The 24,514-nt window shown below is 71.5% G+C and carries 24 protein-coding genes and 4 tRNA genes; 12 read left to right on the top strand and 16 right to left on the bottom strand.

Going from position 1 to position 24,514, the window contains the following annotated elements:
• Window positions 1-58: 58 nt before the first annotated feature.
• Both pstS and PD653B2_RS20100 read right to left on the bottom strand, forming a co-directional pair.
• The gene (pstS, locus tag PD653B2_RS20105; protein WP_085874187.1) at window positions 59-1,168 is read right to left on the bottom strand and encodes a phosphate ABC transporter substrate-binding protein PstS; all 1,110 of its coding nucleotides are present in this window, start codon (window positions 1,166-1,168) and stop codon (window positions 59-61) included.
• Window positions 1,169-1,341: 173 nt separating this feature from the next.
• Window positions 1,342-2,202: an NUDIX hydrolase gene (locus tag PD653B2_RS20100; RefSeq protein WP_085874186.1), complete on the bottom strand. Its 861-nt coding sequence runs from the start codon at window positions 2,200-2,202 to the stop codon at window positions 1,342-1,344.
• 43 nt (window positions 2,203-2,245) lie between these two features.
• On the opposite strand from PD653B2_RS20100, the gene PD653B2_RS20095 reads away from it, so the two are divergent.
• Window positions 2,246-3,307 (top strand): hypothetical protein, encoded by a 1,062-nt coding sequence (locus PD653B2_RS20095; RefSeq protein WP_085874185.1) that lies wholly within the window; start codon window positions 2,246-2,248, stop codon window positions 3,305-3,307.
• A 6-nt stretch (window positions 3,308-3,313) separates the two neighbouring features.
• On the opposite strand, the gene PD653B2_RS20090 is transcribed toward PD653B2_RS20095, so the two are convergent.
• From PD653B2_RS20090 to cspE, 5 genes are all read right to left on the bottom strand, one after another.
• Entirely contained in the window at window positions 3,314-5,530 is a 2,217-nt protein-coding gene (locus PD653B2_RS20090; RefSeq protein ID WP_085874184.1) for a heavy metal translocating P-type ATPase, read from the bottom strand.
• Window positions 5,527-5,742, bottom strand: coding sequence for a heavy-metal-associated domain-containing protein (locus PD653B2_RS20085; RefSeq protein ID WP_085874183.1), 216 nt, complete (start codon window positions 5,740-5,742; stop codon window positions 5,527-5,529). Before PD653B2_RS20085 ends, PD653B2_RS20090 begins: the two co-directional genes overlap by 4 nt.
• Window positions 5,739-6,032, bottom strand: a complete 294-nt coding sequence (locus PD653B2_RS20080; protein WP_085874182.1) for a metal-sensitive transcriptional regulator — start codon at window positions 6,030-6,032, stop codon at window positions 5,739-5,741. Before PD653B2_RS20080 ends, PD653B2_RS20085 begins: the two co-directional genes overlap by 4 nt.
• A gap of 41 nt (window positions 6,033-6,073) precedes the next feature.
• Window positions 6,074-6,253 carry a hypothetical protein gene (locus PD653B2_RS20075; protein ID WP_242665360.1) on the bottom strand — a complete coding sequence of 60 codons (180 nt, stop codon included), beginning with the start codon at window positions 6,251-6,253 and terminating at the stop codon, window positions 6,074-6,076.
• 185 nt (window positions 6,254-6,438) lie between these two features.
• Window positions 6,439-6,642, bottom strand: coding sequence for a transcription antiterminator/RNA stability regulator CspE (gene cspE / locus PD653B2_RS20070; RefSeq protein ID WP_028636594.1), 204 nt, complete (start codon window positions 6,640-6,642; stop codon window positions 6,439-6,441).
• A 383-nt stretch (window positions 6,643-7,025) separates the two neighbouring features.
• Here cspE and PD653B2_RS20065 point away from each other — a divergent pair, with 383 nt between their 5' ends.
• The 3 genes from PD653B2_RS20065 (at window position 7,026) to PD653B2_RS20055 (ending at window position 9,572) form a co-directional block, all read left to right on the top strand.
• A complete protein-coding gene (locus tag PD653B2_RS20065) occupies window positions 7,026-8,345 on the top strand; it encodes a metallophosphoesterase family protein (RefSeq protein WP_165763556.1) in 1,320 nt (439 codons plus the stop codon).
• 112 nt (window positions 8,346-8,457) lie between these two features.
• Complete coding sequence (locus tag PD653B2_RS20060; RefSeq protein WP_085874179.1) at window positions 8,458-9,174, top strand: hypothetical protein; 717 nt, start codon at window positions 8,458-8,460, stop codon at window positions 9,172-9,174.
• Window positions 9,175-9,499: 325 nt separating this feature from the next.
• Window positions 9,500-9,572: transfer RNA gene (locus PD653B2_RS20055), tRNA-Lys, on the top strand.
• Between the two features lie 432 nt (window positions 9,573-10,004).
• Here PD653B2_RS20055 and PD653B2_RS20050 read toward each other — a convergent pair.
• On the bottom strand, window positions 10,005-10,529 hold the full coding sequence (locus PD653B2_RS20050) for a GNAT family N-acetyltransferase (protein ID WP_207559389.1): 525 nt from the start codon (window positions 10,527-10,529) through the stop codon (window positions 10,005-10,007).
• 41 nt (window positions 10,530-10,570) lie between these two features.
• On the opposite strand from PD653B2_RS20050, the gene PD653B2_RS20045 reads away from it, so the two are divergent.
• Window positions 10,571-11,239, top strand: a complete 669-nt coding sequence (locus PD653B2_RS20045) for a PaaI family thioesterase (protein WP_085874178.1) — start codon at window positions 10,571-10,573, stop codon at window positions 11,237-11,239.
• Window positions 11,240-11,246: 7 nt separating this feature from the next.
• Here the strand turns inward: PD653B2_RS20045 and PD653B2_RS20040 are convergent, their stop codons facing one another.
• Window positions 11,247-12,743: an NAD(P)/FAD-dependent oxidoreductase gene (locus PD653B2_RS20040; protein WP_085874177.1), complete on the bottom strand. Its 1,497-nt coding sequence runs from the start codon at window positions 12,741-12,743 to the stop codon at window positions 11,247-11,249.
• A gap of 241 nt (window positions 12,744-12,984) precedes the next feature.
• On the opposite strand from PD653B2_RS20040, the gene PD653B2_RS20035 reads away from it, so the two are divergent.
• The 3 genes from PD653B2_RS20035 to PD653B2_RS20025 are packed head-to-tail and all read left to right on the top strand — an operon-like array spanning window position 12,985 to window position 14,668.
• Window positions 12,985-13,929: an ATP-binding protein gene (locus PD653B2_RS20035; RefSeq protein WP_207559390.1), complete on the top strand. Its 945-nt coding sequence runs from the start codon at window positions 12,985-12,987 to the stop codon at window positions 13,927-13,929.
• Window positions 13,926-14,348, top strand: coding sequence for a CrcB family protein (locus PD653B2_RS20030; protein WP_085874176.1), 423 nt, complete (start codon window positions 13,926-13,928; stop codon window positions 14,346-14,348). The genes PD653B2_RS20035 and PD653B2_RS20030 overlap by 4 nt, the downstream gene beginning before the upstream one ends.
• Window positions 14,345-14,668 (top strand): fluoride efflux transporter FluC, encoded by a 324-nt coding sequence (locus PD653B2_RS20025; RefSeq protein WP_085874175.1) that lies wholly within the window; start codon window positions 14,345-14,347, stop codon window positions 14,666-14,668. The genes PD653B2_RS20030 and PD653B2_RS20025 overlap by 4 nt, the downstream gene beginning before the upstream one ends.
• Before the next feature lie 78 nt (window positions 14,669-14,746).
• Here the strand turns inward: PD653B2_RS20025 and PD653B2_RS20020 are convergent, their stop codons facing one another.
• Together PD653B2_RS20020 and PD653B2_RS20015 are read right to left on the bottom strand one after the other, a co-directional pair.
• Window positions 14,747-15,100 carry a metallopeptidase family protein gene (locus PD653B2_RS20020; RefSeq protein ID WP_085874174.1) on the bottom strand — a complete coding sequence of 118 codons (354 nt, stop codon included), beginning with the start codon at window positions 15,098-15,100 and terminating at the stop codon, window positions 14,747-14,749.
• A 63-nt stretch (window positions 15,101-15,163) separates the two neighbouring features.
• Window positions 15,164-15,237: transfer RNA gene (locus PD653B2_RS20015), tRNA-Asp, on the bottom strand.
• 219 nt (window positions 15,238-15,456) lie between these two features.
• Between PD653B2_RS20015 and PD653B2_RS20010 the strand changes: the two genes are divergently transcribed.
• A complete protein-coding gene (locus tag PD653B2_RS20010) occupies window positions 15,457-16,185 on the top strand; it encodes a DUF4386 domain-containing protein (protein WP_085874173.1) in 729 nt (242 codons plus the stop codon).
• Here PD653B2_RS20010 and PD653B2_RS20005 read toward each other — a convergent pair.
• Together PD653B2_RS20005 and PD653B2_RS20000 are read right to left on the bottom strand one after the other, a co-directional pair.
• Window positions 16,130-16,663 carry a DUF6326 family protein gene (locus PD653B2_RS20005; protein ID WP_207559391.1) on the bottom strand — a complete coding sequence of 178 codons (534 nt, stop codon included), beginning with the start codon at window positions 16,661-16,663 and terminating at the stop codon, window positions 16,130-16,132. The two genes, PD653B2_RS20010 and PD653B2_RS20005, sit on opposite strands and share 56 nt — an antisense overlap.
• A 252-nt stretch (window positions 16,664-16,915) precedes the next feature.
• A tRNA-Glu gene (locus PD653B2_RS20000) sits at window positions 16,916-16,988 on the bottom strand.
• A gap of 107 nt (window positions 16,989-17,095) precedes the next feature.
• Here PD653B2_RS20000 and PD653B2_RS19995 point away from each other — a divergent pair.
• Window positions 17,096-17,169 (top strand) — tRNA-Phe (locus PD653B2_RS19995).
• Window positions 17,170-17,258: 89 nt separating this feature from the next.
• On the opposite strand, the gene PD653B2_RS19990 is transcribed toward PD653B2_RS19995, so the two are convergent.
• The 3 genes from PD653B2_RS19990 to PD653B2_RS19975 form a co-directional block, all read right to left on the bottom strand.
• Window positions 17,259-17,642, bottom strand: a complete 384-nt coding sequence (locus PD653B2_RS19990) for a hypothetical protein (RefSeq protein WP_085874172.1) — start codon at window positions 17,640-17,642, stop codon at window positions 17,259-17,261.
• A 66-nt stretch (window positions 17,643-17,708) separates the two neighbouring features.
• A complete protein-coding gene (locus tag PD653B2_RS24305) occupies window positions 17,709-18,227 on the bottom strand; it encodes a hypothetical protein (protein WP_089504028.1) in 519 nt (172 codons plus the stop codon).
• A gap of 36 nt (window positions 18,228-18,263) precedes the next feature.
• The gene (locus PD653B2_RS19975) at window positions 18,264-20,531 is read right to left on the bottom strand and encodes a DUF6351 family protein (RefSeq protein ID WP_207559392.1); all 2,268 of its coding nucleotides are present in this window, start codon (window positions 20,529-20,531) and stop codon (window positions 18,264-18,266) included.
• A gap of 126 nt (window positions 20,532-20,657) precedes the next feature.
• Between PD653B2_RS19975 and PD653B2_RS19970 the strand changes: the two genes are divergently transcribed.
• On the top strand, window positions 20,658-21,290 hold the full coding sequence (locus tag PD653B2_RS19970; RefSeq protein ID WP_085874169.1) for an HNH endonuclease family protein: 633 nt from the start codon (window positions 20,658-20,660) through the stop codon (window positions 21,288-21,290).
• A gap of 9 nt (window positions 21,291-21,299) precedes the next feature.
• Window positions 21,300-24,509 carry a response regulator gene (locus PD653B2_RS19965; protein WP_085874168.1) on the top strand — a complete coding sequence of 1,070 codons (3,210 nt, stop codon included), beginning with the start codon at window positions 21,300-21,302 and terminating at the stop codon, window positions 24,507-24,509.
• Window positions 24,510-24,514: the final 5 nt, after the last annotated feature.

Genomic DNA, 24,514 nt, shown 5'->3' with positions numbered 1-24,514 from the left:
CATGCACGTGCGGCGGCTCGGTGCCCGAGCCGCCGCACGTCCACAGATCTGTCTGGTGCTACTTGGCCGAGATCGCGCCGACGACGTCGGCGGCCTTGCCGGCGAGCTCGGCGTCCAGCGGGGCCGAGCCGGCCTGCTCGGCCGCGGCCTGCTGGCCGGCGTCCGAGACGATGTACGACAGGAACCCGCTCACCAGAGCGGCCTCGTTGGCGTCGTCGTAGTGCTGGCAGGCGATCAGGTACGACGTCAGCACGATCGGGTAGGCGCCCGACTCGGTGGTGGTGCGGTCGATGTCGACCGCCATGTCGACGTCGGCGCGACCCTCGACGGGCTTCGACACGGCGACGGCCTTGGCCGCGCCCTCGGCCGACGGAGCGGTGAACTCCTCGCCCACCTTGACCGCCGCGATGCCGAGGCCGCCGGCCTGGCTCTCGTCGGCATAGCCGATGGTGCCCTCGCCGCCCTTGACCGAGGCGACCAGGCCCGAGGTGCCCTCGGCGGCCTCGCCGCCCTTGATCGGCCACACGCCGTCGGGGTCGTACGACCAGGAGCCGCCGGCCGCTGCGTTGAGGTACTGCGTGAAGTTGTCGGTCGTGCCGGAGTCGTCCGAGCGGTGCACCGGCGACACCGCGGTGTCGGGCAGGTCGACGCCGTCGTTGAGCGCGGCGATCGCCGGGTCGTTCCAGGTCGTGATCTTGCCGTCGAACATCTGCGCGATCGTGTCGGCGTCGAGGTTCAGCGTGTCGATGCCCGGCAGGTTGAAGACCACGGCGATCGGGCTGACGTACGCCGGCACCTCGATCGGGTCCTCGCCGCCGCAACGCTCCTTGGCCGCGCTCAGCTCACCCTCGTCGTCGGTGAGGTAGGAGTCCGAGCCGGCGAACGAGGTGGCCTTCGAGATGAAGTTCTGGCGGCCGGTGCCGGAGCCGACCGGGTCGTAGGTGATGGTGACGTCGGGGTGGTCGCCCTGGAAGCCCGCACGCCAGGCCTGCTGGGCGGAGTCCTGGGCGCTGGAGCCGCCGCCGGCGAGGGTGCCGCTGAGGCTGCTGTCGCTGGTGCCGCCGTCGCTGCCACCGTCACTCTCGTTGGCGGCGCCGCACGCGGAGAGGGCGATCGCCAGGACGGCGATGCCGGGAACGATGGCCCGGCGGAAAGAAGTGCGAGTCACTTCGAAGCTCCTGTTGGTCTTCTTGTCTTCTCTGTCGCCTCGAAGTTAGGGAGCCGAGGTGGACGGATCCGTGGTCGTCGGTGAACGAGGGGTGAACTCGGATCGCCCAATCGGAGACGCACAGCCGCTCGCGAGACGTCAATCACGTGAACAAGGCCGGGAGGACCTTGACGTCAGCCCGCGAGATGGCGTTCGGTGGCGAGCACCGTGCCCTGACGCAGGTGGGCGACCAGCATCTCGCCGGGCGCGAGGTCCGGGTCCCGGACGCCGAGTGCGTCGAAGACCGCCGGCAGCACCGGGCGGTGGGTGCAGATCACGGCACCGTCCTCCGCCGCGACCAGCTCGTCGACCAGCCGGACCACCGACGTCGCGGTCGCGTCCTCCTCGCTGAGGCCGTCGTCGAGCTCGAGCTTCCAGCCGGTGGTGTCGGCGTACGGCGCGATCGTCTCGACGCAGCGGGTGCTGCTGGAGCTCACGATGCGGGTCACGTCGTACGCCGCGAGCACCGGGACCACCCGCTGGGCCTGGTGCCGGCCCGCCTGCACCAGCGGCCGCAGCCGGTCGTCGTGTCGCCACGCCTTCCGAGACCGCGCCTGCCCGTGCCGCAGCACCACGATCGCGCGCGTCCTGCGGCGCACCGTGCGCGCCTCGCGGAGGGTGTCCTGGTCGTGCGGGTGGGTGAGCAGGTCGAGCGCCTCGTCGTACGCCACCCAGCGCACCTCGTCGATCTCCGCGTTGGGCCGGTAGCCGCTGACGTCGGGATCGACGACGGCCCGGCCGGCCCAGTAGAAGACGGACTTCATCCTGCCCCCGGCGATCGGGTAGCGCTGTCCGGACAGTGGGACGCCGAGGCGGACGTGCAGGCCGGTCTCCTCCTCGACCTCGCGGACGGCGGCCGCGGTCGGGTGCTCGCCGGGGTCGAGCTTGCCCTTCGGGAAGGACCAGTCGTCGTACCTGGGGCGGTGCACGAGCAGCACTCGCTTGCCCGGTCGGAAGACCACGGCACCCGCGGCGAGCACGTCCTTCGCGGCCATGGTCGTTAGTCTCACACCACTCAGCCCAGGAACAGGAGCCCCCGTGCGCAAACGCCTCACGATCGCGGTCGTGGTCGTGCTCGCGGTGGCCCTCGTCGCGATCGCGGCCGTGGTCGGCACGCACCGGTGGCGCGACGCGCACCGCACCGGCCTCGAGCGGGCGGCGGCCTACGCCCCGGGCGACGCGCAGCGGCTCTCCTGGACCGACTGGGCGGCCGTCCGTGACGACGTCGGCGCCCGGCTCGACGCGTCGTCGTCGGGTGACGAGGTCCAGGGCTTCCTCGACGACGCGTACGACGCCGACCTGTCCTCGGCCTCGGCGCTGGTGCAGTCGGCGCCGGTGCTCCAGGCGCACTTCGGCTTCTCCCCCGCCACCGCGGAGTCCGAGCTCTTCAGCCAGTCGGACCAGGGCGCCGTGGTGATCGTGACGATGCCCGACGACACCGACTTCGACGCGATCGGCGACCAGCTCGAGGAGAGCGGGTTCACCCGCCCCGCCGACGACGACGGCGTGTGGCAGGGCGGCGACACCCTGCTCCCGAGCATCGGCTCCGACCTCACCCCCGAGCTCCAGTACGTCGCGCTCGACCGCGACGACCACCTGGTGCTGACCAGCGACGCAGCGGACTACCTCCAGCAGACCGTCGACGGGCTCGGCGAGGACGACCTCCCCGACGGCATGCAGGCGACCCTCGGGGCCTCGCGAGAGCCGCTGACCGCCGTCGTCTACGCGGGCGACTACACCTGCTCGGCGCTGGCGATGGCCCAGGCCGACGCGGCCGACCAGGCGGAGGCCGACCAGCTGGTCGCGGAGGCCGGCGAGGTCAACCCCGTCACCGGCTTCGCGATGTCGGTCCAGCCCCGCGGGCACGTGCGCGTGGTGCTCTCCTTCGAGAACGACGACCAGGCCCGCACCAACGCCGACTCGCGCGCGGCGCTGGCCGCCGGGCCCGCCCCCGGACAGGGCGGCGACTTCGGCGACCGGTTCTCGGTCGCGTCGGTGACCGCCGACGGCCCCCTGGTGACGCTGGACCTGAAACCGCGCCCGGACACCTACGTCTTCTCCGACCTCAGCTCCGGCCCGCTGCTCTTCGCGACCTGCTGAGCGCACTCAGCGGAAGCGACGCAGCCGCAGGCTGTTCGCGACCACGAACACCGACGAGAGCGCCATCGCGGCGCCGGCGATCATCGGGTTGAGCAGGCCGGCGGCCGCGAGCGGCAGGGCCGCCAGGTTGTAGGCGAAGGCCCAGAAGAGGTTGCCCTTGATGGTCGCCAACGTGCGCCGGGAGAGTCGTACGGCGTCCGCCGCGACGCGCAGGTCTCCGCGCACCAGGGTCAGGTCGCTCGCCTCGATCGCCACGTCGGAGCCGGTGCCCATCGCGATGCCGAGGTCGGCCTGGGCCAGGGCGGCGGCGTCGTTGACCCCGTCGCCCACCATCGCGACCGCCCGCCCCTCGGCCTGGAGGCCGGAGACGACCGCGAGCTTGTCGGCGGGCAGTACCTCGGCGATCACCCGGTCGATGCCGACCTCGGCGGCCACGGCGCGCGCGGACCGCTCGTTGTCGCCGGTGAGCAGGATCGGCTCGAGCCCGAGGGCGCGCAGCTCGCGCACCGCCTCGGCCGAGGTCGGCTTGACGAGGTCGGAGACGACCAGCACGCCGCGCGCCCGACCGCCCCAGCCGACGACGACCGCCGTCCGACCGGCCGCCTGCGCGCGTTCGAGCTCCGCCGTGAGCCCGCCCGGCAGGGTGAGGCCCGCCTCGGTGAGCAGCCGCGGTCGTCCCACCACGACGTCGTGGCCCTCGACGACGCCGCGGGCACCGAGGCCCTCGACGATGGCGAAGCCGGTGACGGGCGGCGGCGTCAGGCCCGCTGCCACCGCGCGGCCGATCGGGTGCTCGGAGGCAGCCTCCACGGCCGCAGCCATCCGCCGTACGTCGTCGGCGGACTCGCCGTCGGCGGGCACCACGTCGACGAGCGTCATCCGGCCGGTCGTCACGGTGCCGGTCTTGTCGAGGACGACCGTGTCGATGCGGCGGGTGCGCTCGAGGACCTCGGGGCCGCGGATCAGGATGCCGAGCTGGGCACCGCGGCCGGTGCCGACCATCAGGGCCGTCGGCGTCGCGAGGCCGAGCGCGCAGGGGCAGGCGATGATCAGCACCGAGACCGCGGCCGTGAACGCCGCCGACGCCTCGGCCCCGGACCCCAGCCAGAACCCGAGGGTGCCGACCGCCAGGGCGATGACCACGGGGACGAAGAACCCCGAGATCCGGTCCGCGAGCCGCTGGGCCTCGGCCTTGCCGTGCTGCGCCTCCTCGACCAGCCGCGCCATCTGCGCGAGCTGGGTGTCGGCCCCGACCCGCGTCGCGCGCACGACCAGGCGACCCCCGGCGTTCACGGTCGCGCCCGACACCTCGGACCCGGGCCCGACCTCGACCGGCACCGGCTCGCCGGTCAGCATCGAGGTGTCCACGGCCGACGTCCCGGACTCGACGAGCCCGTCGGCGGCGATCTTCTCCCCCGGCCGTACGACGAACAGGTCGCCCACGACCAGACGGTCGGCGGGCGCGGGCTGCTCCACGCCGTCGCGCAGCAGGGTGACGTCCTTCGCGCCCAGCTCGAGCAGCGCACGCAGGGCCGAGCCGGCCTGCTTCTTCGAGCGCTTCTCGAACCAGCGCCCGGCGAGCAGGAAGGTCGTGACGCCGGCGGCGGCCTCCAGGTAGATGTTGTCGAGGCCGTCGGTGCGCTCGACGGTGAACCGGAACGCGTGGGTCATCCCGGGCATGCCGGCGCTCCCCCAGACGAGCGCCACCAGCGACCAGCCGAACGCGGCGAGCACACCGAGCGACACCAGCGTGTCCATCGTCGTCGTGCCGTGGCGCAGGTTCGTCCAGGCGGCCCGGTGGAAGGGCCAGGCCCCCCACCCGGCCACCGGCGCCGCCAGGGCCAGCGAGGCCCACTGCCAGTAGTCGAACTGCAGCGCCGGCACCATCGCCATCGCGATGACGGGCACCGTGAGCACGGCGGACACGACCAGGCGCCGGCGCAACGTGTCGAGCTCCGGGTCCCCCTCGTCCTCCGGCCGCTCGGCCTCGCGCCGGGGCAGCCGTGCGGCGTACCCGGCCGCGGCGACCGTGTCGAGCAGATCGGCCGGGGTGACCGGGCCGGCGTAGGTCACGCGCGCCTTCTCGGTCGCGTAGTTGACGGTGGCGCTGACCCCGTCGAGCTTGTTCAGCTTGCGCTCGATCCGGTTCGCGCAGGACGTGCACGTCATCCCGGTGATGTCGAGCTCGATGCTGGTGGGGCTGGTGGGGGTAGCCATGGTCATCGGGCCAGCGCGTAGCCCGCCTCGGTCACCGCCGCCTCGATGGCGGCCGGCTCCACCGGCGCGGTGCTGGTGACGACGACCTCGCCGGACTCGAGCGTCACGTCGACGGCGGAGACCTCGGGGATGTCGAGCAGCTCCTCGGTGACGGAGGCGACGCAGTGGCCGCAGGTCATGCCGCTCACGTGCCAGGTGCTCAGCGTGGGGCCGGTCATGACCGCACCAGCCGGGCGATCGCCTCGACGGCCTCCGAGACCTTCTCGCGGGCCTCGTCGTCGCCCACCCGCGCGGCGTCGACCACGCAGTGGTTCATGTGCTCCTCCAGCAGGCCGATCGAGACGGCCTGGAGGGCCTTCGTCATCGCCGAGACCTGGGTCAGGATGTCGATGCAGTACTTCTCGTCCTCGACCATCCGCTGGAGCCCGCGGGCCTGACCCTCGATGCGGCGCAGCCGCTTGAGGTAGTCGTCCTTGCGGTGGATGTAGCCGTGCTCGTGCTCCGCCATACGGCGAGAATACCCCCAAGGGGTATCAATTCAAGTCCTCGTCAGGACTCCTGGCGGGGCTCCGGTACGACGCCGAGGATCTGGTCGATCTCGTCGTCGGACAGATGATCGTCGGACTCGCTGGCCGCGATGATCAGATTGGTGGTGAGCTCCACCTCGCCCAGGAGATCGGAGTCCTCGAGGGTCACGTCGAACTGGTCGTGCACCTCATCACTCCTCATACGCATATGTTCGGACCTCCTCATCAACGCCCAGCGTGCCCGACGGTCACGGGCACCAAACACCGAAGGCGAAATCTGGCCCGGGTGGGCCATACGTCCTCCCCCGAAATGGCGAGGAGGCCCCACCCGTACGGGTGAGGCCTCCTGGAAGACTCAGCAGCAGGTGCTCGAGCCTCCTTGCGCGATCAGATGGCGCGAACGTTCTCCGCCTGAGGACCCTTCGGGCCCTGCGTGACGTCGAACTCGACCTTCTGGTTCTCATCGAGGGACTTGTAGCCCTGCGACTGAATCGCCGAGTAGTGCACGAAAACGTCGTCGCCGCCGTCCTCCTGCGCGATGAAGCCGAAACCCTTCTCGGCGTTGAACCACTTCACGGTGCCTTGAGCCATTGCTCGTTACTCCTATATGGGGCGAGAGGCCGTCACTTCGACGGCCCCGCAATAGATGCGGTGACACGTCGCTCCCACCCTGGATTGGCTACCACGAGAAGAAACGCCGTTGGATCACAAACTCCGCGGGCGTCAGACCTGCTGGAACTTGCACCTGTTGCGTGACACAGGCTACCAATCTTCGGCCCCATGCCAACATGCCAGGACAGGAAATCTCTTCCTCGCGGATGAAGGTTGCGCGTCAGGAGTGTGACGGGGCGGGGACTCGGACCGGATTTCGGGCTCCCCCGCACCGGGCGCAGAGCCCCCGGATCGCGTCGTACGGGGCGGTATCCTGCAGGAAAGATCGCGTCGACACCGACCTCTCCCGGAAGGAGCCCGCGGTGCTCACTCGCAGGGCTCTCCTCGGCACGTCGGTGACAGCGGCCGCGGCCCTGGGTCTCGACGCGGACGTCGCCCCCGCGCTCGCACGCACGCCGGTCGCGAAGTTCGTCTCCACCCCCGACTTCTTCAACGGCGACGTGGGCGACCTGCGCGTGCTGTCGAACTACGACGGCGGCCCCAATTCGGTCAACAGCTCCTGGCTGGCCGCGATCGACAAGTGCCTGGCGGCCGTCGCGGCGCACCGGCCCGACGCCGTGTTCGTGGGCGGCGACCTCGTCGAAGGGCGATGGAACCTCGACACCACCGGCCGTCAGCTGTTCGGCCCCGTCAGCCAGGGCAGGGACGCGCGCTCCATCGCCGACTGCGAGTCGGCCGTGCAGCGCGCCGGCGACCTCTACTACGGCTTCTGGGCCAACCTCTTCTCCTCGCGCGGCCTGACCGTCTATCCCGCGGTCGGCGACCACGAGCTCCTCGACGACCGGCCGGCTCCGGACCAGAACGACGCCTGGTCGCCGTCCGGGCGCTACCTCGCCGGTCACGACAAGGGCGAGAAGGACAACCGCTACTACCTGGTGCCGACCTGCAAGGACGCCTGGTCGCGCCACTTCACGACCGTCGGCGGCAAGCCGCGCTTCGCGAACCGCCCGGTCGGCACCGCGACCGGCAAGACGGCGTACGCCGTCGACATCGGCCCCCAGCTCACCCTCATCACCGTCGACGTCTTCCAGCACCACGACGACGGCGTCCGCCTCGGCGTGTTCGGCGGCCAGCTCTCCTGGCTACGGCGCACCATCCGCGCAGCGAAGAAGGCCGGCCGGATCGTCATCGTGCAGGGTCACATCCCGATCATCATGCCGGTGCGCAACGTCTCGTCGGGCATGCTCCACGTGCCGGAGGGGATGCAGTCGAAGCTGTACGCCGCGCTCGAGGAGGAGGGCGCCGACTTCTACTTCTGCGGCGAGGTGCACGACACCACCGTGCACCAGGACGGCAAGCACTCGGTCGTGCAGATCAGCCACGGCAGCATCTTCCGCTACGCCTTCAACTACCTGGTCGGGAACGTCTACGCCGACGGCACCACCACGCTGGACTACTACGAGATGTCGGTCGAGGCGGCCAGTGCCGAGCAGACCCTGTGGTCGACCGACCGCAGGAAGTGGCAGCGCACCGAGCTGGTCTACGGCGACCCGGTGCGCCGGGGCCGGATCGTCACCCGCAACCGGGAGCTGATCAAGCACACCGCGAAGCTCGGCACCTACCACCCGGCCCACGACCCGTGGAAGTACGAGGGCACGCTGCACCCGGAGACCGTGATCTGACGGCACCCGCCCGGCGCAGGCCGAGGTGCTTAACAGATAGCGTCTGCCAACAGACGTCATCTGTTGTGTCTTCACCTTTACAAACGACGTCTCCAAGAGGACTGTGTCTGTTATGGCAACCCGGGCGAGGAGCGGCGAGTACGTCGAGGTCGAAGAGGCTGCGCGCCTCCTCGGCGTGACCACCCGTCAGGTCGCGCGCCTCGGGAGCGCCGGCGAGGTGAGCTACGTGGGACGCGGTCTGGTGGAGCGCGCTTCTCTTGCGGCGTACCTCCGGGAACGTGGGTTCTCCCGCACGCGGGCCTGGGACGAAGTCACCGCCTGGGCAGCAGTAGCACTCCTGTCCGGCCTCGAGGTCGATTGGCTCGGCCAGGTGCAGACATCCCGACTCAGGTCACGGCTGCGCCAGCTCGCTGAGAGCGAGACCGGTGCGCACGAGCTCGTCGGCCGGGCCCGCAACCGAGCCGCGACACGGACGTACGAGTACTACGACTTCCTGGCGCCGAGGATGCGCAAGGACATGGTGGTCGTCAGCCGTCGGGGACTCGGGCTGGCCGACGCCCGCAAGGACCAGGTCGACGGGTACATCGCCGCCGACGAGCTCGACGAGCTCGAGAAACGCTACGGCCTGCGCCGCTCCGCTCGAGGCACCATGACCCTCCGGTCGACCCACTTCGACACCAACGGCATCAAGCGCATCGCGACCCAGGGAAACGGGGCACTCGCGGCGCTGGATGCAGCCGGCTCGCTGGACGCGCGCGAGCACGACGTCGGGGCACGCGCATTGACCGACCACCTCGAGGAGTTCGCTCGTGGTCGAGCCCGCGCCTGAGCCCGACGACAGCGTGGCCACGGACGAAGGCCGGGACGAAGCCGGCAACGAGTCGGAAGCGGCGCCCATCGAGCGCCCGACCCCTACGGTCACGACGCCATCGGGCGGATGGCCGTACCCATGGCCGAACGTCGAGGAGCTTGCCCGGGAGAACATCGACCCTCGGAACGACGTCGGGTCACCACTACCGGGCACGTCGAGCGGCCGCCTGGGGCCAGGGCCCAGAGGCCGCCCGGCGGGTCGGTCTGCGATGATGGCGCCCGATCATGGGGCGGTCTTCCCCAGGGAAGTCCCGAGGGAGGCCCGGACTCACGTCCCATGCCCCGGGCCCCTAGCTCAATTGGCAGAGCAGAGGACTTTTAATCCTTTGGTTGTGGGTTCGAGTCCCACGGGGCCTACCGAGGCGGTCCGCACGGGGCCACCGGACAGCCGGTCTACTCCAGTCGGCGTCCGGACCAGATTTTGCCTGGATTCAGATGCGCGGCGCGGGCGGCAGCCCCTAACCTCACGGCTGTTGAACCGTCGGTGACCCGAGACGCCGGCGGTTCACTCTATTTCCGGGCCCCCACTGGACCAGACCACCGCACCGCTCCTCATAACGCCCGCCTCGCAGGACCGTTCTCAGGGCATGGGGAGAGGGACACCTGAGCACGAGCCTGCCCCGCCCGACCTCGGTCGGGCGGTGGTCGAGGACCTGGCGCGGGCTGTCTTCTCCCCGCATGCCACGTCGTCCCGGCAGCCGGATCCTGCCGAGACCGCGCCGTCACCGGAGGACGACGCGTCGACGGACGAGCGGGCACCGACGGGCGCGGCCGAGCCGGCCGCGCCCGTCAGCGCGTCCTGATCCAGTAGCGGCGCTTGCCGTTGCGCGAGTCCTCGTGCTCTCCCCCGGCGCCCTCGATGGTGCGCCTCGACGCGACGTTGTCCGCGTCGCAGGTGAGCAGGACCCGGTCCAGCCCGTGCTCGCCCGCCGCCCGTACGGCGAGGGCGAGGGCGCGGGAGGCGTGTCCCTCACCGCGTCGAGACGGTCGTACGGCGTACCCGATGTGGCCACCCTCCTCGAGCAGCCAGGGCGTGAGCGCGTGGCGCAGGGCGAGGTAGCCGACGAACTCGTCGCCCTCGGTGATCCAGTAGTAGGTGCAGTGCACCCGACCCTCCGGCTGCAGCGTCGCGGGGTCGGCCTGAGCGAGGAGGTGCTCGACGACGGTCCGGCAGCCGGCCTCGGTCACGTCGAGGTGCTCGAAGTCCCACAGCCCGGAGCCGTGCATGTGCTCCTCGCCGACCGCGTAGAACTCCGCGACCGCCTCCGCCCACGACGCGTGCAGCCGGACGTCGGGTGTCGAGAGCGCGGTCACCGGGACATTGGACCAAATGGAACGTGTTCTAGGATCCGGGCGTGGCCGGATACGTGCAGGACGACATCGCCCCGGAGGAGCTGGAGCGCCAGAAGGCGGTCTACGTGCCGTTCACCCAGGCGGTGCGGGAGCTCGTCGACGCCACGATCCGCACGGAGGTCGACGACGACGAGATCCGGGCCGTGCAGGCCCAGGTCGAGGCGCTGACCGCCCGGCTGCGCACCCGCCAGCTCGAGGGCCCGTACGGCGTGCGGTTCGGCGTCACCGGGCGCGGGCGCCCGTGGGGCAACTCCGTGGTGGGGCTGCGCAACCCGATCGCGCCGCCGCTGGTGGTCGAGCACGACGAGACCGGCCGCTCCTGGTCGTCGTTCCACCTGGGCGCGGCCTACGAGGGGCCGCCCGACCTCGTGCACGGCGGCGTCTCCGCGCTGATCCTCGACCAGATGCTCGGCGAGGCCGCGGGCGCCGGTGGGAAGCCGGGCATGACCGGCACCCTCACCCTGCGCTACCGGCGCGGGACCCGGCTGGGTGACCTGCGCGCGGAGAGCTGGATCGACCGCAGCGAGGGCATCAAGACCTGGGCGAAGGGCCACATCCTCGACGAGGAGGGCGTGACCGTGGAGGCCGAGGGCGTCTTCATCCTGCCGCGCTGGGCGCGCGCGGCGATCGCCCAGCACGAGGCCGAGGCGACGCCCCGCTACTTCGAGTAACGCGGAGCTAGCCGACCCGCTCGCCCACGGGCACACCGCGCTGGCCGGCGTCGGTGAGCCGCGCCTCCTCCAGCGCCTGGGCCTCGAGCTCGGCGCGCCGGGTGGTCTCGAGCAGCTGCCGCGCGGCGTCGTACGCGCCCGGGTCGGAGACCAGGTCGGCCGCGCCGCGCTTCAGCCTGCTGAGGGCGCTGCGGGCGAAGATCTGCTGCTCGGTGGTCGTGCGCTCGGACCGGCCGCGGCCGATGAACGAGACGGCCCAGTGCAGCAGCGCCGTGACCCGGCTCTTGAAGCCGGTGATGTAGATGAGGTGCAGGGCCAGCCACATCAGCCAGGCGAGCACTCCGGTGATCCGGAACTTGCCGATCAGCGCGACCGCCCGGAAGCGGCTGATGATCGCCATCGAGCCCTTGTCGAAGTAGTGGAACGGGCCGGCCGACGCCTTGGACTTCAGCCGGTTGTCGATCTCCTTGGCGGCGTACTTGGCGCCCTGGATGGCGACCTGGGCGACACCCGGGAGGTGGTCGAGCGAGATCATGTCGCCGACGACGAAGACCTCGGGGTGACCGGGCAGCGTCAGGTCGGGGTTCACGCTGATCCGGCCGGCGCGGTCGAGCGGCGCACCGGTCTGCTCCGACAGCGTGCGGCCCAGCGGGTTGGCCTGGACGCCGGCGGCCCAGATCTTGGTGACGGTGTCGATCCGCTCGATCCGGCCGTCCTTGAACTTCATCTCGATGCCGCGCTCGTCGACATCGGTCACCATCGCGCCCAGGATCACCTCGACGCCGAGCTTCTCGAGCTCGGTCTGCGCCTTGGCGCCGAGCTTCGCGCCGAACGGCGGCAGCACCTGCGGCGCGGCGTCGACGAGGATCACCCGCGCGCTGCGGGTGTTGATCGAGCGGAAGTCCTTGCGCAGGGTGCGGTGGGCGAGCTCGGCGATCTGGCCGGCCATCTCCACGCCGGTCGGGCCGGCACCGACGACCACGAAGGTCAGCAGGTGGTCGACGTTCTCGCCGCGGGCGGCGCCGAGCTCGGCCATCTCGAACGCGCCGAAGATCCGGCCGCGCAGCTCGAGGGCGTCGTCGATGCTCTTCATGCCGGGAGCGAACTCCGCGAAGTGGTCGTTGCCGAAGTACGACTGGCCGGCGCCGGCCGCGACGATCAGCGAGTCGTACGGCGTGACCGTCTGACGGCCGAGCACCTGCGAGGTGACCAGCCGCTGCTCGAGGTCGATGCCGGTGACCTCCCCGAGCAGGACCCTCGCGTTCTTCTGGCTGCTCAGCACCTCGCGGGTCGGCGGCGCGATCTCTCCCTGGGAGAGGATGCCGGTCGCGACCTGGTAGAGCAGCGGCTGGAAGAGGTGATGGGTCGTCTTGGCGACCATCGTGACCTCGACGTCGGAACGACGCAGCGCCTTGGTGCCGAAGAGGCCTCCGAAGCCGGAGCCGATGACGACCACCTGGTGGCGGTGCTGGGGTGTCTGCGGAGCTGCCTCGGTGGCTGCCATCACGGACCTTTCCTACGAATTGGATCGTGCCAGAAGAACACTCTCTCGTACTCCCATTGTTCCGTCGCAGGGGCTCCCGGGCGCAATCGGGGTACGTCTCCTCGATCACAGGGCGATTCGCCATCGATTCGATCGTCGTACCCGTCTGGACCGCTCGAAGAAGGCGCCGACACGGATGTTTGGCGTGGATATCGAGGGGTACACGAGCCGACAATGGCTTCGCCGCCAGCCTTCGTTCCTCGTGGAGACCACCGTGCCGCTGAACAGGCCAGCCCTGTCCCTGGGCTCGGGTCCCCGCGGCGTGCAGGACGCACGCCGTTGGGTCGTCCAGACCTGCCATGACATCGCCCGCAGCGACCTCGTCGAGTGCGCCGAGCTGGGGGTCTCCGAGCTCGTCACCAACGCGCTGCTGCACGCCGGGCCGCCCCTGAGCGTCCGCGTCCGCGGCACCCGCGAGCACCCCCGCGTCGAGGTCCGCGACGGGTCGGTCGAGCTGCCCCAGATGCCCGGGGTCGGTCCCGCGGACGACGACGACCTGATGCTCACCTTCGGGCGCGGCCTGAGCATCGTCGCGCGCTGCTCCGACGCGTGGGGCGTCGAGGTCGAGGAGAACGGCAAGCTCGTCTGGTTCGTGCCGGCGGCGCAGGCCCGCGACGAGATGGTCGAGGGGGTGGTCACCGGCGAGACGGCGACGCCGGTGTCCACCCAGCCCTCGACCGACGAGATGCGCATCGACATCCGCGGCGTGCCCCTGCGCTCGTTCGTCGAGTTCCAGCGCCACTACCGCGAGCTGCGCCGCGAGGTGCGGCTGCTCGCCCTGGCCCACGAGTCCGAGTACCCGCTCGCCAAGGACCTCTCCGACCTCTTCGGCTCCCTGGAGCGCGACCTGCGCGAAGGCATCGGGGCCGACCAGATCGACCAGGCGCTCCAGTCGGGCGCCGCGACGACCGATCTGCACGTCGCGATGCCCCGCCAGACGGCCGCCAAGATCGGCCGGTTCATCGAGCTGCTCGACCTGGCGGACGCGTTCTGCCGCGAGGAGCGGCTGCTGTCGCTGGCGCGCACCCCCGAGCAGCAGCGGTTCCAACGCTGGTTCCTCAACGAGTTCGTGCGACAGGAGAAGGGCGAGGCCTCGCTGGCGTGGCAGGATGCGCCCGTGTCCAGGCGGCAGAGCAGCGTCTCGTGACGACGGCCCTCCCGCCGCCGCGGCTGATCGCGGCGGTGGCGGTCGGAGGCGCGGTCGGAGCCGTCGCCCGGTGGGGCCTCACCGAGGTGTTCCCGGCTGACGCCGACGCCTTCCCCTGGTCGACGTTCGCGATCAACGTCGCCGGCGCCTTCCTGCTGGCGCTGCTGCCGGCCGCCGCCCGGGTCCGCGACAACCGCACCCTCGCCGTCGGCCTCGGCCCCGGCGTCCTCGGCGGGTTCACGACCCTGTCCGCCTACTCCGAGCAGTCGCGCGCCCTCCTCGACGCCGGCCACGTCGCCCTGGCGTCGACCTACCTCGTCGCGACGCTGGGCGCGTGCCTGGTCGCGGTCCTGGTGGCCGACCGCTGGTCGACGGCGCTCGAGCGCGGGATCTTCGCCGGCGAGGGAGGCGACGAGTGACGGTCCTGCTGGTCGCCTTGGGCGCCGCTGTCGGTGCGCCGCTGCGCTTCACCGTCGCGAGCCGCCACGACCGGGACTTCCCGTGGGGCACCGGGGCGGTCAACGTCGCCGGGTCCTTCCTGCTCGGGCTGTTCTCGGCGCTCGCGCTGTCCGGCCACGCCATGGCCCTGCTCGGCACCGGCTTCTGCGGCGGCTTCACGACGTACTCGGCCTTCGCCGTGCAGACCCACGCGCAGGGCCCAGCGCGGGGCACGGCGTACGCCGTCCTCACGATCGGGGTGTCGCTGGCCGCCTGCGCACTGGGGTTCTGGCTGGTCTGAGTGCGGTAGTCCCTGACGTTTCCGGGGTGAGACGCGCAGATCCAGGCCCGAAACGTCAGGGACTACCGTCCCCGGACGTCACGCGTAGCCGAGGTCGTGGAGCCGGTCGTCGTCGATGCCGAAGTGGTGGGCGACCTCGTGCACGACGGTGATCCGGACCTCGTCGACGAGCTGTTCGACGGTGTCGCACATGTCGAGCAGCGGCCCGCGGAAGATGAAGATCCGGTCGGGCAGCTCCATCATCGGGTCGCCCCAGCGCTCCGTGAGCGCGATGCCGTCGTAGAGGCCGAGCAGGTCGGGTTCGTCCTCGGGCGGCTCGTCCTCGACCAGGACGACCACGTTGCGGACCAGCGCGGTGATCTCGTCGGGGATCTCGTCGAGGGCCCGGTCGACGAGGTCCTCGAAGTCCGCACGGCCCATCTCGATCGGCATGGGGCCATTGTGCTGGAGCAACAGAAACGCTCCGGATCGGTGTGATCCGGAGCGTTTCGTCTGCGACCCCGACGGGACTCGAACCCGCGGCCTCCGCCGTGACAGGGCGGCGCGCTAACCAACTGCGCTACGGGGCCAGGTGTGGTGCTGTGTTGCCGTGCTGGGCCTCATTGCTGAAGCGGTGGAACTCTAACCCACACATCGCGTCGACTCCCAATCGGGACCCGCTACGGCGACGGTGGCACCGGCACGCGCTCGAGGCTCCAGCGCTCGCCGCGCCGTTCGAGGACCTCCGACCCTAGCCATCGCCTGTCAGTGCGGGCTAGCTTGCGCCGTACGGCACCCAGGAGGACACCATGTCGCCGCGCGACCTCGTTCGCCCAGCCCTCCTTCGCACTGCCCGCACCACCGGCCTGCTGTATCTGGGCATCGCGCTCACCGGCCTGGGCGGCCACCTGCTGATCCGCCCGCAACTCTTCGACGCCGACAGCCCGGCCACCACGCTGACCCAACTGACCGGCAACGAGACCCTCGCTCGGATCGGGATCGCCCTCGAGCTGGGCATCGTCGTGACCCAGGCCCTCGCCGGGTTGTGGTTCTACCGACTCTTCCGGTCGGTCGACACCTTCGCGGCCGGGTCCCTGGTGGCGTTCAGCTTCGTCAACGCCATCGCGATCCTGATCAGCGCGGCGCTCCTCGCCACCTCCCTCGATGTCGCCCTCGACACGTCCCTCGCCCCCGGCGGCGACGCGGCCGCCACCGCACAGCTGCTGTACGTCGCGAGCGACCAACTCTGGCTTGCTGGCGAGATCTTCTTCGGGCTGTGGCTGATCCCCATGGGCCGGCTCGTGCACCTGTCCGCCTGGATGCCCCGCCCCCTGGGCTGGGTTCTCATCGTCGGCGGAGCGGCCTACGTCCTCGCCCCGTTCCTCACCTACCTCACCGACACCCAGCTCGCGGCCAGCCTCCTGGCGCTGCCTGCCACCATCGGCGAGTTCTGGATGATCGGCTACCTGCTCGTCCGCGGCGTCAGCGCCGAGGCCGGCTCCAGAACGAAGATCGACCTGCGTCCGCCCGTGTCGTAGGACGCCTGGCAGGCGGGACGCCGCCGGTCGTCGTCAGCAGTGTGCTCGGTGTCGCCAGCAACGGCTGGTCGCGCACCACAGGGGCCACGTGCCACCGCAGGGCCAGCCAGACGATCGACGCGGTGGTCGCGATCTCGACCACGCTGAAGAACGCGTAGTACGGAGTCGTCGAGCCCACGAACACGGTGATCGCCTGGACTGCCGTCATCAACGAACCAGCGACGATGTTGGCCCACCGGTTGACCCGATAGCCCGCCACCCGGGACACCAGGACCATGCCGATCGGGATCTCCATGAGCACCGCGGCGCCGACCAGGAATGTCTGGGTCATCTCGATGTCGCCCACGGTCCCCACCAGGTACTGACGCAGCAGGTGAGAGTCCATCAAGGACAGCACGTCGCAATAGAGATAGTTGAGGGTCGCAAAGATCCAGAGGGTGGAAAGCAGGATCCTGACGTCAGGCTCGGGCTGTCGCATGGAACTCACCTGCTGGGTAGAGGCACGCTCCGCATCGAGCGGTTCGACCTCACGCTAGAGCCCCGGCCAGGACGACGAACAGGGTCCTTGGTCACGTGCCCGACTGACCGCCGTCTTGTCACTGCGAGACCTGTGTTGTGCGATCTGGGTTCTGCCCGCAGCACCACAGCTCCGCGGAGGCCCCGGGTGGGGCCACCATGGCCACGGGGTCCCGCCCAGCGCTTCCGCTGGTCAGACCCCTGTTCGACGCAGTACCCCCAACGGGATTCGAACCCGTGCTACCGCCGTGAAAGGGCGGGGTCCTGGGCCGCTAGACGATGGGGGCCGGACATGCTTCGGCACAGCATAGGGGCCGCCTGAGCGGCCTCCAAAAGCACCGGCCCTCCCCGTTTTCGTGAGGCCGCGCGCGCTCCTGTAGGGTTTCGGTCGCTTGGCCAGGTAGCTCAGTTGGTACGAGCGTCCGCCTGAAAAGTGGAAGGTCGGCGGTTCGACCCCGCCCCTGGCCACAGGCACCGCAGGCCGCGACCTGCACGAACGCCCCCGCCGGATCCGGCGGGGGCGTTCGCCGTCACGGCGACCGCGAGCCGGTCGTGCTCTACGCGCTCCGCTCGTGGGGCACGTCGACGCGCGGGATCCCGCCGAGGCCGAGCCGGTAGCGGGTGTGCTCGGCGTACCGCTCCAGGACCCGCCAGAGCGTCTGGTGCGCGGCCCAGGGCAGCGGCTCGGCGCCGTCGTACCAGCTCTCGCCGAAGGCGATCCAGACCGGCGTCCACCCGGCGGCGTCGTCCCAGGCGCCGCGGCGGGCCATCAGCATCCGGCGCCGGATCTGGAAGGCCGCACGCGGCCCGTCCTCGTAGACCGCGGCGGTCGCGACCGGCCAGACCCAGAGGTCGAGCGGCATCAGCTCGAGCTCGAGCTCGCGCAGCGCGGCCGGGGCGACCAGCACGGTCGCCACGTTCTCGTGCGGAGCGCGACGCATGCAGGAACGGTCCCTGAGGGTTCCGCTCGACGTCAAGACTCCGGGGCCGGATCGCCCGTCACGGCGTCACCACCAGCCGCGGAAGACGCCGAGACCGTCCGCGAGGGACGCGAGCACCACGCTGTCCGGGACGGCCGTCGCCGGCGGTCCCCCCGTCCCGAGGACCCGCTCGACCCCGTCGACCCGGGCCGGGCTGGCCGGGCCGGTCCCACCGCAGAGGTTGGCGCTCAGCCCGCGGTGGCCGCTCTCGGCGTACACGAGGTACGACGTCCCGATGCGCAGGCCTTCGAGGCCGCAGGACGCCCCGGACATCGCGCTGGTGACCTCCGCGGTCGAGGCGACGTCGCCCTCGTGCACGGTCTCGACGTCGAACGTGTGGGTCACCGGGTCACCGCTGGACATGACCGGACGCTGGGGCGGCGGCGTGACCTCGACAACGGTGCCGGTGAAGATCGCGTCGGCCCACTCGACGTAGTCGTCGGTGGACGCCACCACGCACGAGCAGGCGTGTGACGGCATCGCGGTGAAGACCACCAGGCCGCACGCCCCGAGGAGACCGGCCAGGAGGATCCGCAGCGTCGTCATGCCCGTACGACGGGGCCGACCGCTGGGCGGTTCCGATTACCGCCGCAGCATCGGCGCGAAGACCGGGCCGAGCAGGCCACCCGCCGAGTGTGCGGGTACGGCGGGCAGGTTGCGGCCGCCGTACACGACGCCGCCGCCGGCCGCGTCGTACCGCAGCCAGGTCTGCGCCGGGCCCTGGCCCCGGCCGGGCTGCGACCAGTCGCAGACGCCGTCGGGGAAGGTGGCCTCGAGGGTCGCCCACTGGTCGTCGGTGAACGGCACCAGCATGAAGTCGAACCCGCTCGGGTCGAGCGGCTCGAGCCTGCAGGCGACCTTGTCGTTGGCGACCGGGCCCCCGGCCTCCTGGCGCGGGGTGCTGAGCCGCGTCTGGAGGACCTGGAGCTCCTCGACGTCGCAGGCGTCCGCGGCCTCGCCGACGACGCACCGGTCGGTGACGTCGTCGGGCCGGTCCGCGGCGATCTTGCGGGCGAGCGGCCGCGAGCCGGTGTCCTTCTCCACGGCGGAAAGCCACTCGTCCATCTTGGTCAGCGCCTCGTTGGCCCAGTTCACGTCACCGATCAGCGGGGTCGGGCCGAACCACATCACCCGGTTGTCGGTGTTGCCCTGGTCGGCCTGCAGCCGCTCCTGGGTCCAGAAGGCGTGGGCGTAGTCGTGGGCGATGCCCGGGTCGGGGCCGCCGTGGTTGATCATCGCGACCTCGTCGAGGTGGTTGGCCTCGTCGATGAGCCCGGTCCGGTAGGCGCGGGCGATCGCGGCCGGGTCGCCGGCCGTGCGGTCGGCGATCAGCCCGGAGTCGACGTCGAGCCCGCCGACCTTGGCGTTCAGGTCGACGAACTGGGCGGGGGTGATGGTGCCGGCCCTCAGCTGCGACAGGCCGTAGAGGATGCCCTTGTTGGCGAAGGGGATGCCACCGAAGCCGTGGCCGGCTGCCTTCTCCTGCGGGGTCCAGACGGACTCGGGGCGACGCCCGAGCTGGTTGACCAGCAGGTCGAGCACCGAGCAGCGCACCCCGGTCGGGTTGGTCTCGGAGTCGTAGCGGGTCGTCGGGTCCCCGGCGACCGGGTCGGTCGTACCGGGGCAGGCGTTCTCGGGGTCGAGCGCGGCCTTGAAGAGGCCCTCGTCGGCGACCACGGCGTTGAGGTGGGAGGCGTGTCCCTCGACCTGGGCCATCTGGGTGGGCGACCAGACGACGCCGGCGCCCCAGCGGGACGGGTCCTCGAAGTAGAGACGCAGCAGGTGGTAGTCGGCGAACTGCGCGCCGGCCGTGAACGTGTCGGGGTAGGAGCAGCTGGTGATCAGGCCCTGGTAGATGCCGGGGTAGGCGTTGGCGACCGTGTGCTGCGCGATCGACCCGCCGGAGCAGCCGGTGCCGATCGTGTAGCGCAGCAGGCCGTACCGCTCGACCAGGCGCTCCTTGGCCATCAGCACGGACTCGGCGTTCATCGCGACGCTGCAGTTGTGGCCGGTGTTGTCGAGCGCGGTGGAGACCACCGCGAAGCCCAGGCCCAGGGCGGTGACATAGCTCGGCGTGACGGCGGGGGCGCCCTCGAAGGTGCCGGAGTAGTCGGCGAGGGGCGGGCCGCCGGGGGTGTACGACGCGCCGCAGCCGCCGCCGTGGGTGACCAGCAGCTTGTGGTTCCACTGCCGCTGCGGGGCGACCGCGCTCCAGGCCCGGCCCGGCCGGAACAGCGTGAGGATCGTGTAGCGGTCGCGGTCCTGGTAGCCCTGCTCGCGGCGGACGACGAACGGCACCTCCACGCCCTGGTCGGTGGTGGTGGTGGCGACGTCGGCCGGGGGGTCGGCCGGGTCGTAGGGCTGGAGGTCGGGCGTCGCCGGGTCGGTGGACTTGTAGAGGTAGTCGTACGTCGCCGGCTCGTTGCACTGTGCGTCGGTGGCCGACTCCTGGCACACGTAGTGCGGGGAGTGCGGGCCGGAGAACAGCGGCCCGCCGTTGGGGTGGTCGACCACGACCGCACGGTCGGGGCGGGCGCCCGGCGCGGTCGCGCGGAGCACGTTGCGGCCCAGGTCCAGGCCGGTGACCAGCCCGAGCAGCCGGCCGCCGCGGGTCGAGAACCGCTGGGTGACGTCGCGGTCGCCGAGCCGCACCCGCACCTGCCCGGGCCGCACGCCCTTCGGCACCCGGACGGCGACCAGGGCGTCACCGCCCGAGATCAGGTCCGAGCGGTTGGACAGCACCTCGATCGTCAGCCGGCCCTGGGGCGCCGCGGAGCTGCCCGAGGTCGGGAGCACCGCCAGCAGGGGAGCCAGCAGGGCGAGCAGGACGAGGACCAGGCGGGATCGCATGCCCCTCCAACGAGGGAGGGTGGCGGTCGTCACGTGAGCCGGTGTCGACACGCCCACGGCGGCATCCGGGTCTCGAGACGCGACCTCGTCCCCCGTCGAGCGTCGGGCTCGGGGGATGATCGGGGGATGCTGCGCCGCCTGCTGCTCCTCGTCGTCGTCACGTCCCTCGCGGCGCTGGCCGTGCCCGCGGCCGCTGGCGCCGAGACGCTGCGGCTCCGGGCGGCGGTGCGCAGCCTGGCGCAGGCCGATGAGACGCCCGACGGCTACGACCGCGACCTCTTCCGGCACTGGATCGACGCCGACGGCGACTGCCAGGACACCCGTGAGGAGGTGCTGATCGCCGAGTCGCGGGTGCCGCTCGACGGCTGCACCGTCACCGAGGGCGAGTGGTTCTCGCCGTACGACCACGCGACCTGGACGGCGTCGTCGGACGTCGACATCGACCACCTGGTGCCGCTCAAGGAGGCCTGGGACTCGGGCGCCGGCGCGTGGGGCGACCACCGCCGGGAGCGCTACGCCAACGACCTGCGCGACCCGCGGTCGCTGGTCGCGGTCACCGACAACGTCAACCAGTCCAAGGGCGACCGCGACGTCGCGCAGTGGCGGCCGACGTACGGCGGGTGCGCCTACGTGCGGCACTGGACGGCCGTCAAGCTGCGCTGGGGACTGGCCGTCGACGGCACCGAAAAGGCAGAGCTGGTGCGATTGGCGGGGACATGTCCCAACAAGTTCATACATGTCCGACCGGCAGCGGGGTAGGAATGGCACATGGGCTCGGCGGCGAAGGACCAGGCGGGCGATGACGCCGACCTCGTTCGGCGTCTGTTCGAGGCGATGCCGGACGGGCTCTGGATGTTCGACGAACGCGGCATCACGACGTACGCCAATGCCCGGATGGCCGCGATCGTCGGCCGGACCGTCGAGGAGATGCACGGCCTGCCCGTGACCGAGCTGCTCGACAATGTCGGCCGCGAGCAGTTCCAGGCACACATGGCGGAGCTCGAGACGTCGGCCCGCGGGCGGGAGAACCTCGAGACCCGCTTCTCCCGTCCGGTCGGAGACCCGGTGTGGGGGCTGGTCAGCTACGCGCCGGTGTTGGACGACGCCGGCGTGCGGATCGGGTGGCTGCACCGGGTCACGCCCTACACGGAGCGCAAGGAGCTCCTGGAGACGCTCCAGGAGCGCGAGCAGCAGCTCGCGACCGCCCAGGTGATCGCCCACATCGGCAGCTGGGAGTGGGACGTCGCCGACGACAGGGTCCACTGGTCCGACGAGATGTGCCGGATCTTCGGCGTCGATCCCGGCACGTCCCCGACGTATGCCGAGTACGCCGAGATGATCCACCCCGACGACCGCGCACGCGCACGCGCCACCGTCGAGAAGGCGATGGCCGACGACGACGAGTACGGCTTCGACCATCGCGTGGTGCACGCCGACGGCTCCGTCCGCTGGGTGCGCGGCCGCGGTGTCGTGGAGCGCGGCCCGGACGGCACCGTCGAACGGCTCGGCGGCACCGCCCAGGACATCACCGATGTCGCCCGCGCCGACGAGCAGGCCGCGGAGGCCAACCGCCGCCTCTACCTGCTCCAGCAGATGGCGATGGCGGCCAACAGCGCCACCAGCCTGCGTGAGGCCCTGCTGATGGCCGGCGCCGGCCTCCCCGAGCACACGACGTGGGGCGCGGTGTGCGCGTTCCTGTACCGCTCCGACGCCGTCGAGGAGCTCGACCTGGGCGGCGCCGCCCTGGTCGACCCCGACCCGGAGCTCGCCGAGCGGGCGCGGGCCAGCGCCCAGGTGACCGTCGGGCCGACGACGGGGCGAGCCGTGACCCACAGCCTGGTCGCGATGCCGGTGATCCTCGACGGCGAGGTGCTCGCCGTCGTCCAGCTGCTCGCCGACGAGCTGCCGCCCGACGAGAACTCCCACCAGCTGATGGCCCAGATCGCCAACCAGCTCGCGGTCGTGGCCGAACGCGAGCGCAGCGCACTGCAGCTCGCCGACGCGCGCGACGACGCGATGGAGGCGTCGCGGCTGAAGTCGGAGTTCCTCGCGACCATGAGCCACGAGATCCGGACCCCGATGAACGGCGTCATCGGGCTCACCGACCTGCTGCTCCGCACCGGCCTCGACGACCACCAGCGCCGGCTGGCGGAGAACCTCCAGGGCGCCGGCCTGACCCTGCTCGGGATCATCAACGACATCCTCGACCTCTCCAAGATCGAGGCCGGCAAGCTCGAGCTCGAGGCCGTGGACTTCGACGTGCGGTCCGTGTTCGACCAGGCCGCCTCCGTGCTCAGCGGGCCGGCCCACGACAAGGGCCTGGAGCTCGTGGTCGCCTGCCACCCCGACGTACCGCTCCAGCTGCGGGGCGATGCCGTGCGGTTCGGCCAGGTGCTGACCAACCTCGGGTCGAACGCGGTGAAGTTCACCGATCGCGGCGAGGTGGTGATCCAGGCGCAGGTGGAGCGCCAGTCCTCCACCGACGTGGTGCTCCGGGTGGACGTCTCCGACACCGGCGTGGGACTGGAGCCCGAGTCCCGCGAACGGCTCTTCGACGCGTTCACCCAGGCCGACCCGTCCACGACCCGCCGGCACGGCGGCACCGGTCTCGGGCTCGCCATCTCCCGGCAGCTGGTCGAGGCGCTGGGCGGTGAGATCTGGGTGGCCAGCGAGCCCGGACAGGGCAGCACCTTCTCCTTCACCGTCCGGCTCGGCCGGGTTGCCGGCGCCGCACCCCGACAGCCCGACCCCTCCCGGCGGCTCGAGGGCCGGCGGGTGCTCGTGGTCGACGACAACGAGACCAACCGGTTCATCCTCGAGGAGCAGCTCTCCGCCTGGAGGCTGCGTCCGGTAGCGGTCGCGTCGGCCACCGAGGCGCTCGCCACGCTGCGGGAAGCCGCCCGGTCCGGCCAGCCCTTCGAGATCGCGCTGCTCGACCTGGTGATGCCCGGCACCGACGGCCTCGGCCTGGCCCGGCAGATCAGTGCCGACCCGACCCTCGGCCCGGTGGCGATGCTGCTCCTGACCTCCGACCAGTCGGTGCCGCGCCAGGCGGTCCAGGACGCCGGCATCGGCGCCTCGCTGAGCAAGCCGGTGCGCCACTCGGAGCTGCACGGGGCCCTGATGGCCGCGCTCGGCGGGCCGAGCGACGCACCCGCCCCCGCGTCGCCGAGCGCTCCGGGGCTCGGGATCCGGGTGCTCGTCGTCGAGGACAACCTCGTGAACCAGCTGGTTGCGACCGGGATGCTGGAGCACCTCGGCTGTGCGGTCGACCTGGCCGCCGACGGCGTCGAGGCGGTCGAGCGGCTGACCCGTCCCCACGACTACGCGGCCGTGCTGATGGACTGCCGGATGCCGCGGATGGACGGCTTCGAAGCGACCCGGGAGGTGCGCCGGCGCGAGCCCGTCGGCCGCCGGGTGCCGATCATCGCGATGACCGCGTCGGCGCTCGAGGGCGAGCGGGAGCGCTGCCTGGCCGCCGGGATGGACGACTACCTGACGAAGCCGGTCGACGCCGCCGAGCTGGAACGGGTCGTCCGGGAGTGGGTGCAGCCCGCCGGCGCGACGCAGGCGGCCGGCTCGCCTCCCGACCCGGCACCGCGCCCGAAGGCCACCCCGCACGACGACCTGGTGCTGGACCGGGCACGGATCTCGATGCTCGACGGCCTGGTCAAGGACGGCGTGAGCTTCTTCGAGCGCACCGCGGCGTCGTTCATGGGCCGCGTCGGCAACCAGCTGATGGCCATCCGCGAGGCCGTCGACCGCGACAACGCGATGTCGCTGCTCACCTCCGCCCACCAGCTCAAGCGCAGCGCGCTCAACCTGGGTCTCCCCCGGGTGGCGGCGGCCGCGGCGCAGCTCGAGGCGCTCGGCATCGCCGGCCACACCGCGGGCGCGCGGCCGATGCTCACCGAGCTCACCACCGAGATCGAGGCCGCGGTCACCGCCCTCCAGCGGGCTACGGCCGCGCGCGGCTGACCCCG

Source organism: Nocardioides sp. PD653-B2, from assembly GCF_002117935.1.
Classification (GTDB): Bacteria; Actinomycetota; Actinomycetes; order Propionibacteriales; family Nocardioidaceae; genus Nocardioides.
This window is presented reverse-complemented; position numbering and strand designations above follow the sequence as displayed.

Bases quoted from the DNA above. Each gene is read 5' to 3' on its own strand.
- PD653B2_RS19965 (WP_085874168.1), top strand. From the start codon at position 21,300: ATGGGCTCGGCGGCGAAGGACCAGGCGGGCGATGACGCCGACCTCGTT.
- PD653B2_RS20100 (WP_085874186.1), bottom strand. From the start codon at position 2,202: ATGGCCGCGAAGGACGTGCTCGCCGCGGGTGCCGTGGTCTTCCGACCG.
- PD653B2_RS20085 (WP_085874183.1), bottom strand. From the start codon at position 5,742: ATGACCGGCCCCACGCTGAGCACCTGGCACGTGAGCGGCATGACCTGC.
- PD653B2_RS20020 (WP_085874174.1), bottom strand. From the start codon at position 15,100: ATGCCGATCGAGATGGGCCGTGCGGACTTCGAGGACCTCGTCGACCGG.
- PD653B2_RS24305 (WP_089504028.1), bottom strand. From the start codon at position 18,227: ATGACGACGCTGCGGATCCTCCTGGCCGGTCTCCTCGGGGCGTGCGGC.
- PD653B2_RS20060 (WP_085874179.1), top strand. From the start codon at position 8,458: ATGGCAACCCGGGCGAGGAGCGGCGAGTACGTCGAGGTCGAAGAGGCT.
- PD653B2_RS20080 (WP_085874182.1), bottom strand. From the start codon at position 6,032: ATGGCGGAGCACGAGCACGGCTACATCCACCGCAAGGACGACTACCTC.
- PD653B2_RS19970 (WP_085874169.1), top strand. From the start codon at position 20,658: ATGCTGCGCCGCCTGCTGCTCCTCGTCGTCGTCACGTCCCTCGCGGCG.
- cspE (WP_028636594.1), bottom strand. From the start codon at position 6,642: ATGGCTCAAGGCACCGTGAAGTGGTTCAACGCCGAGAAGGGTTTCGGC.
- PD653B2_RS20010 (WP_085874173.1), top strand. From the start codon at position 15,457: ATGTCGCCGCGCGACCTCGTTCGCCCAGCCCTCCTTCGCACTGCCCGC.
- PD653B2_RS19975 (WP_207559392.1), bottom strand. From the start codon at position 20,531: ATGCGATCCCGCCTGGTCCTCGTCCTGCTCGCCCTGCTGGCTCCCCTG.
- PD653B2_RS20090 (WP_085874184.1), bottom strand. From the start codon at position 5,530: ATGACCATGGCTACCCCCACCAGCCCCACCAGCATCGAGCTCGACATC.
- PD653B2_RS20040 (WP_085874177.1), bottom strand. From the start codon at position 12,743: ATGGCAGCCACCGAGGCAGCTCCGCAGACACCCCAGCACCGCCACCAG.
- PD653B2_RS20075 (WP_242665360.1), bottom strand. From the start codon at position 6,253: ATGAGGAGTGATGAGGTGCACGACCAGTTCGACGTGACCCTCGAGGAC.
- PD653B2_RS20005 (WP_207559391.1), bottom strand. From the start codon at position 16,663: ATGCGACAGCCCGAGCCTGACGTCAGGATCCTGCTTTCCACCCTCTGG.
- PD653B2_RS19990 (WP_085874172.1), bottom strand. From the start codon at position 17,642: ATGCGTCGCGCTCCGCACGAGAACGTGGCGACCGTGCTGGTCGCCCCG.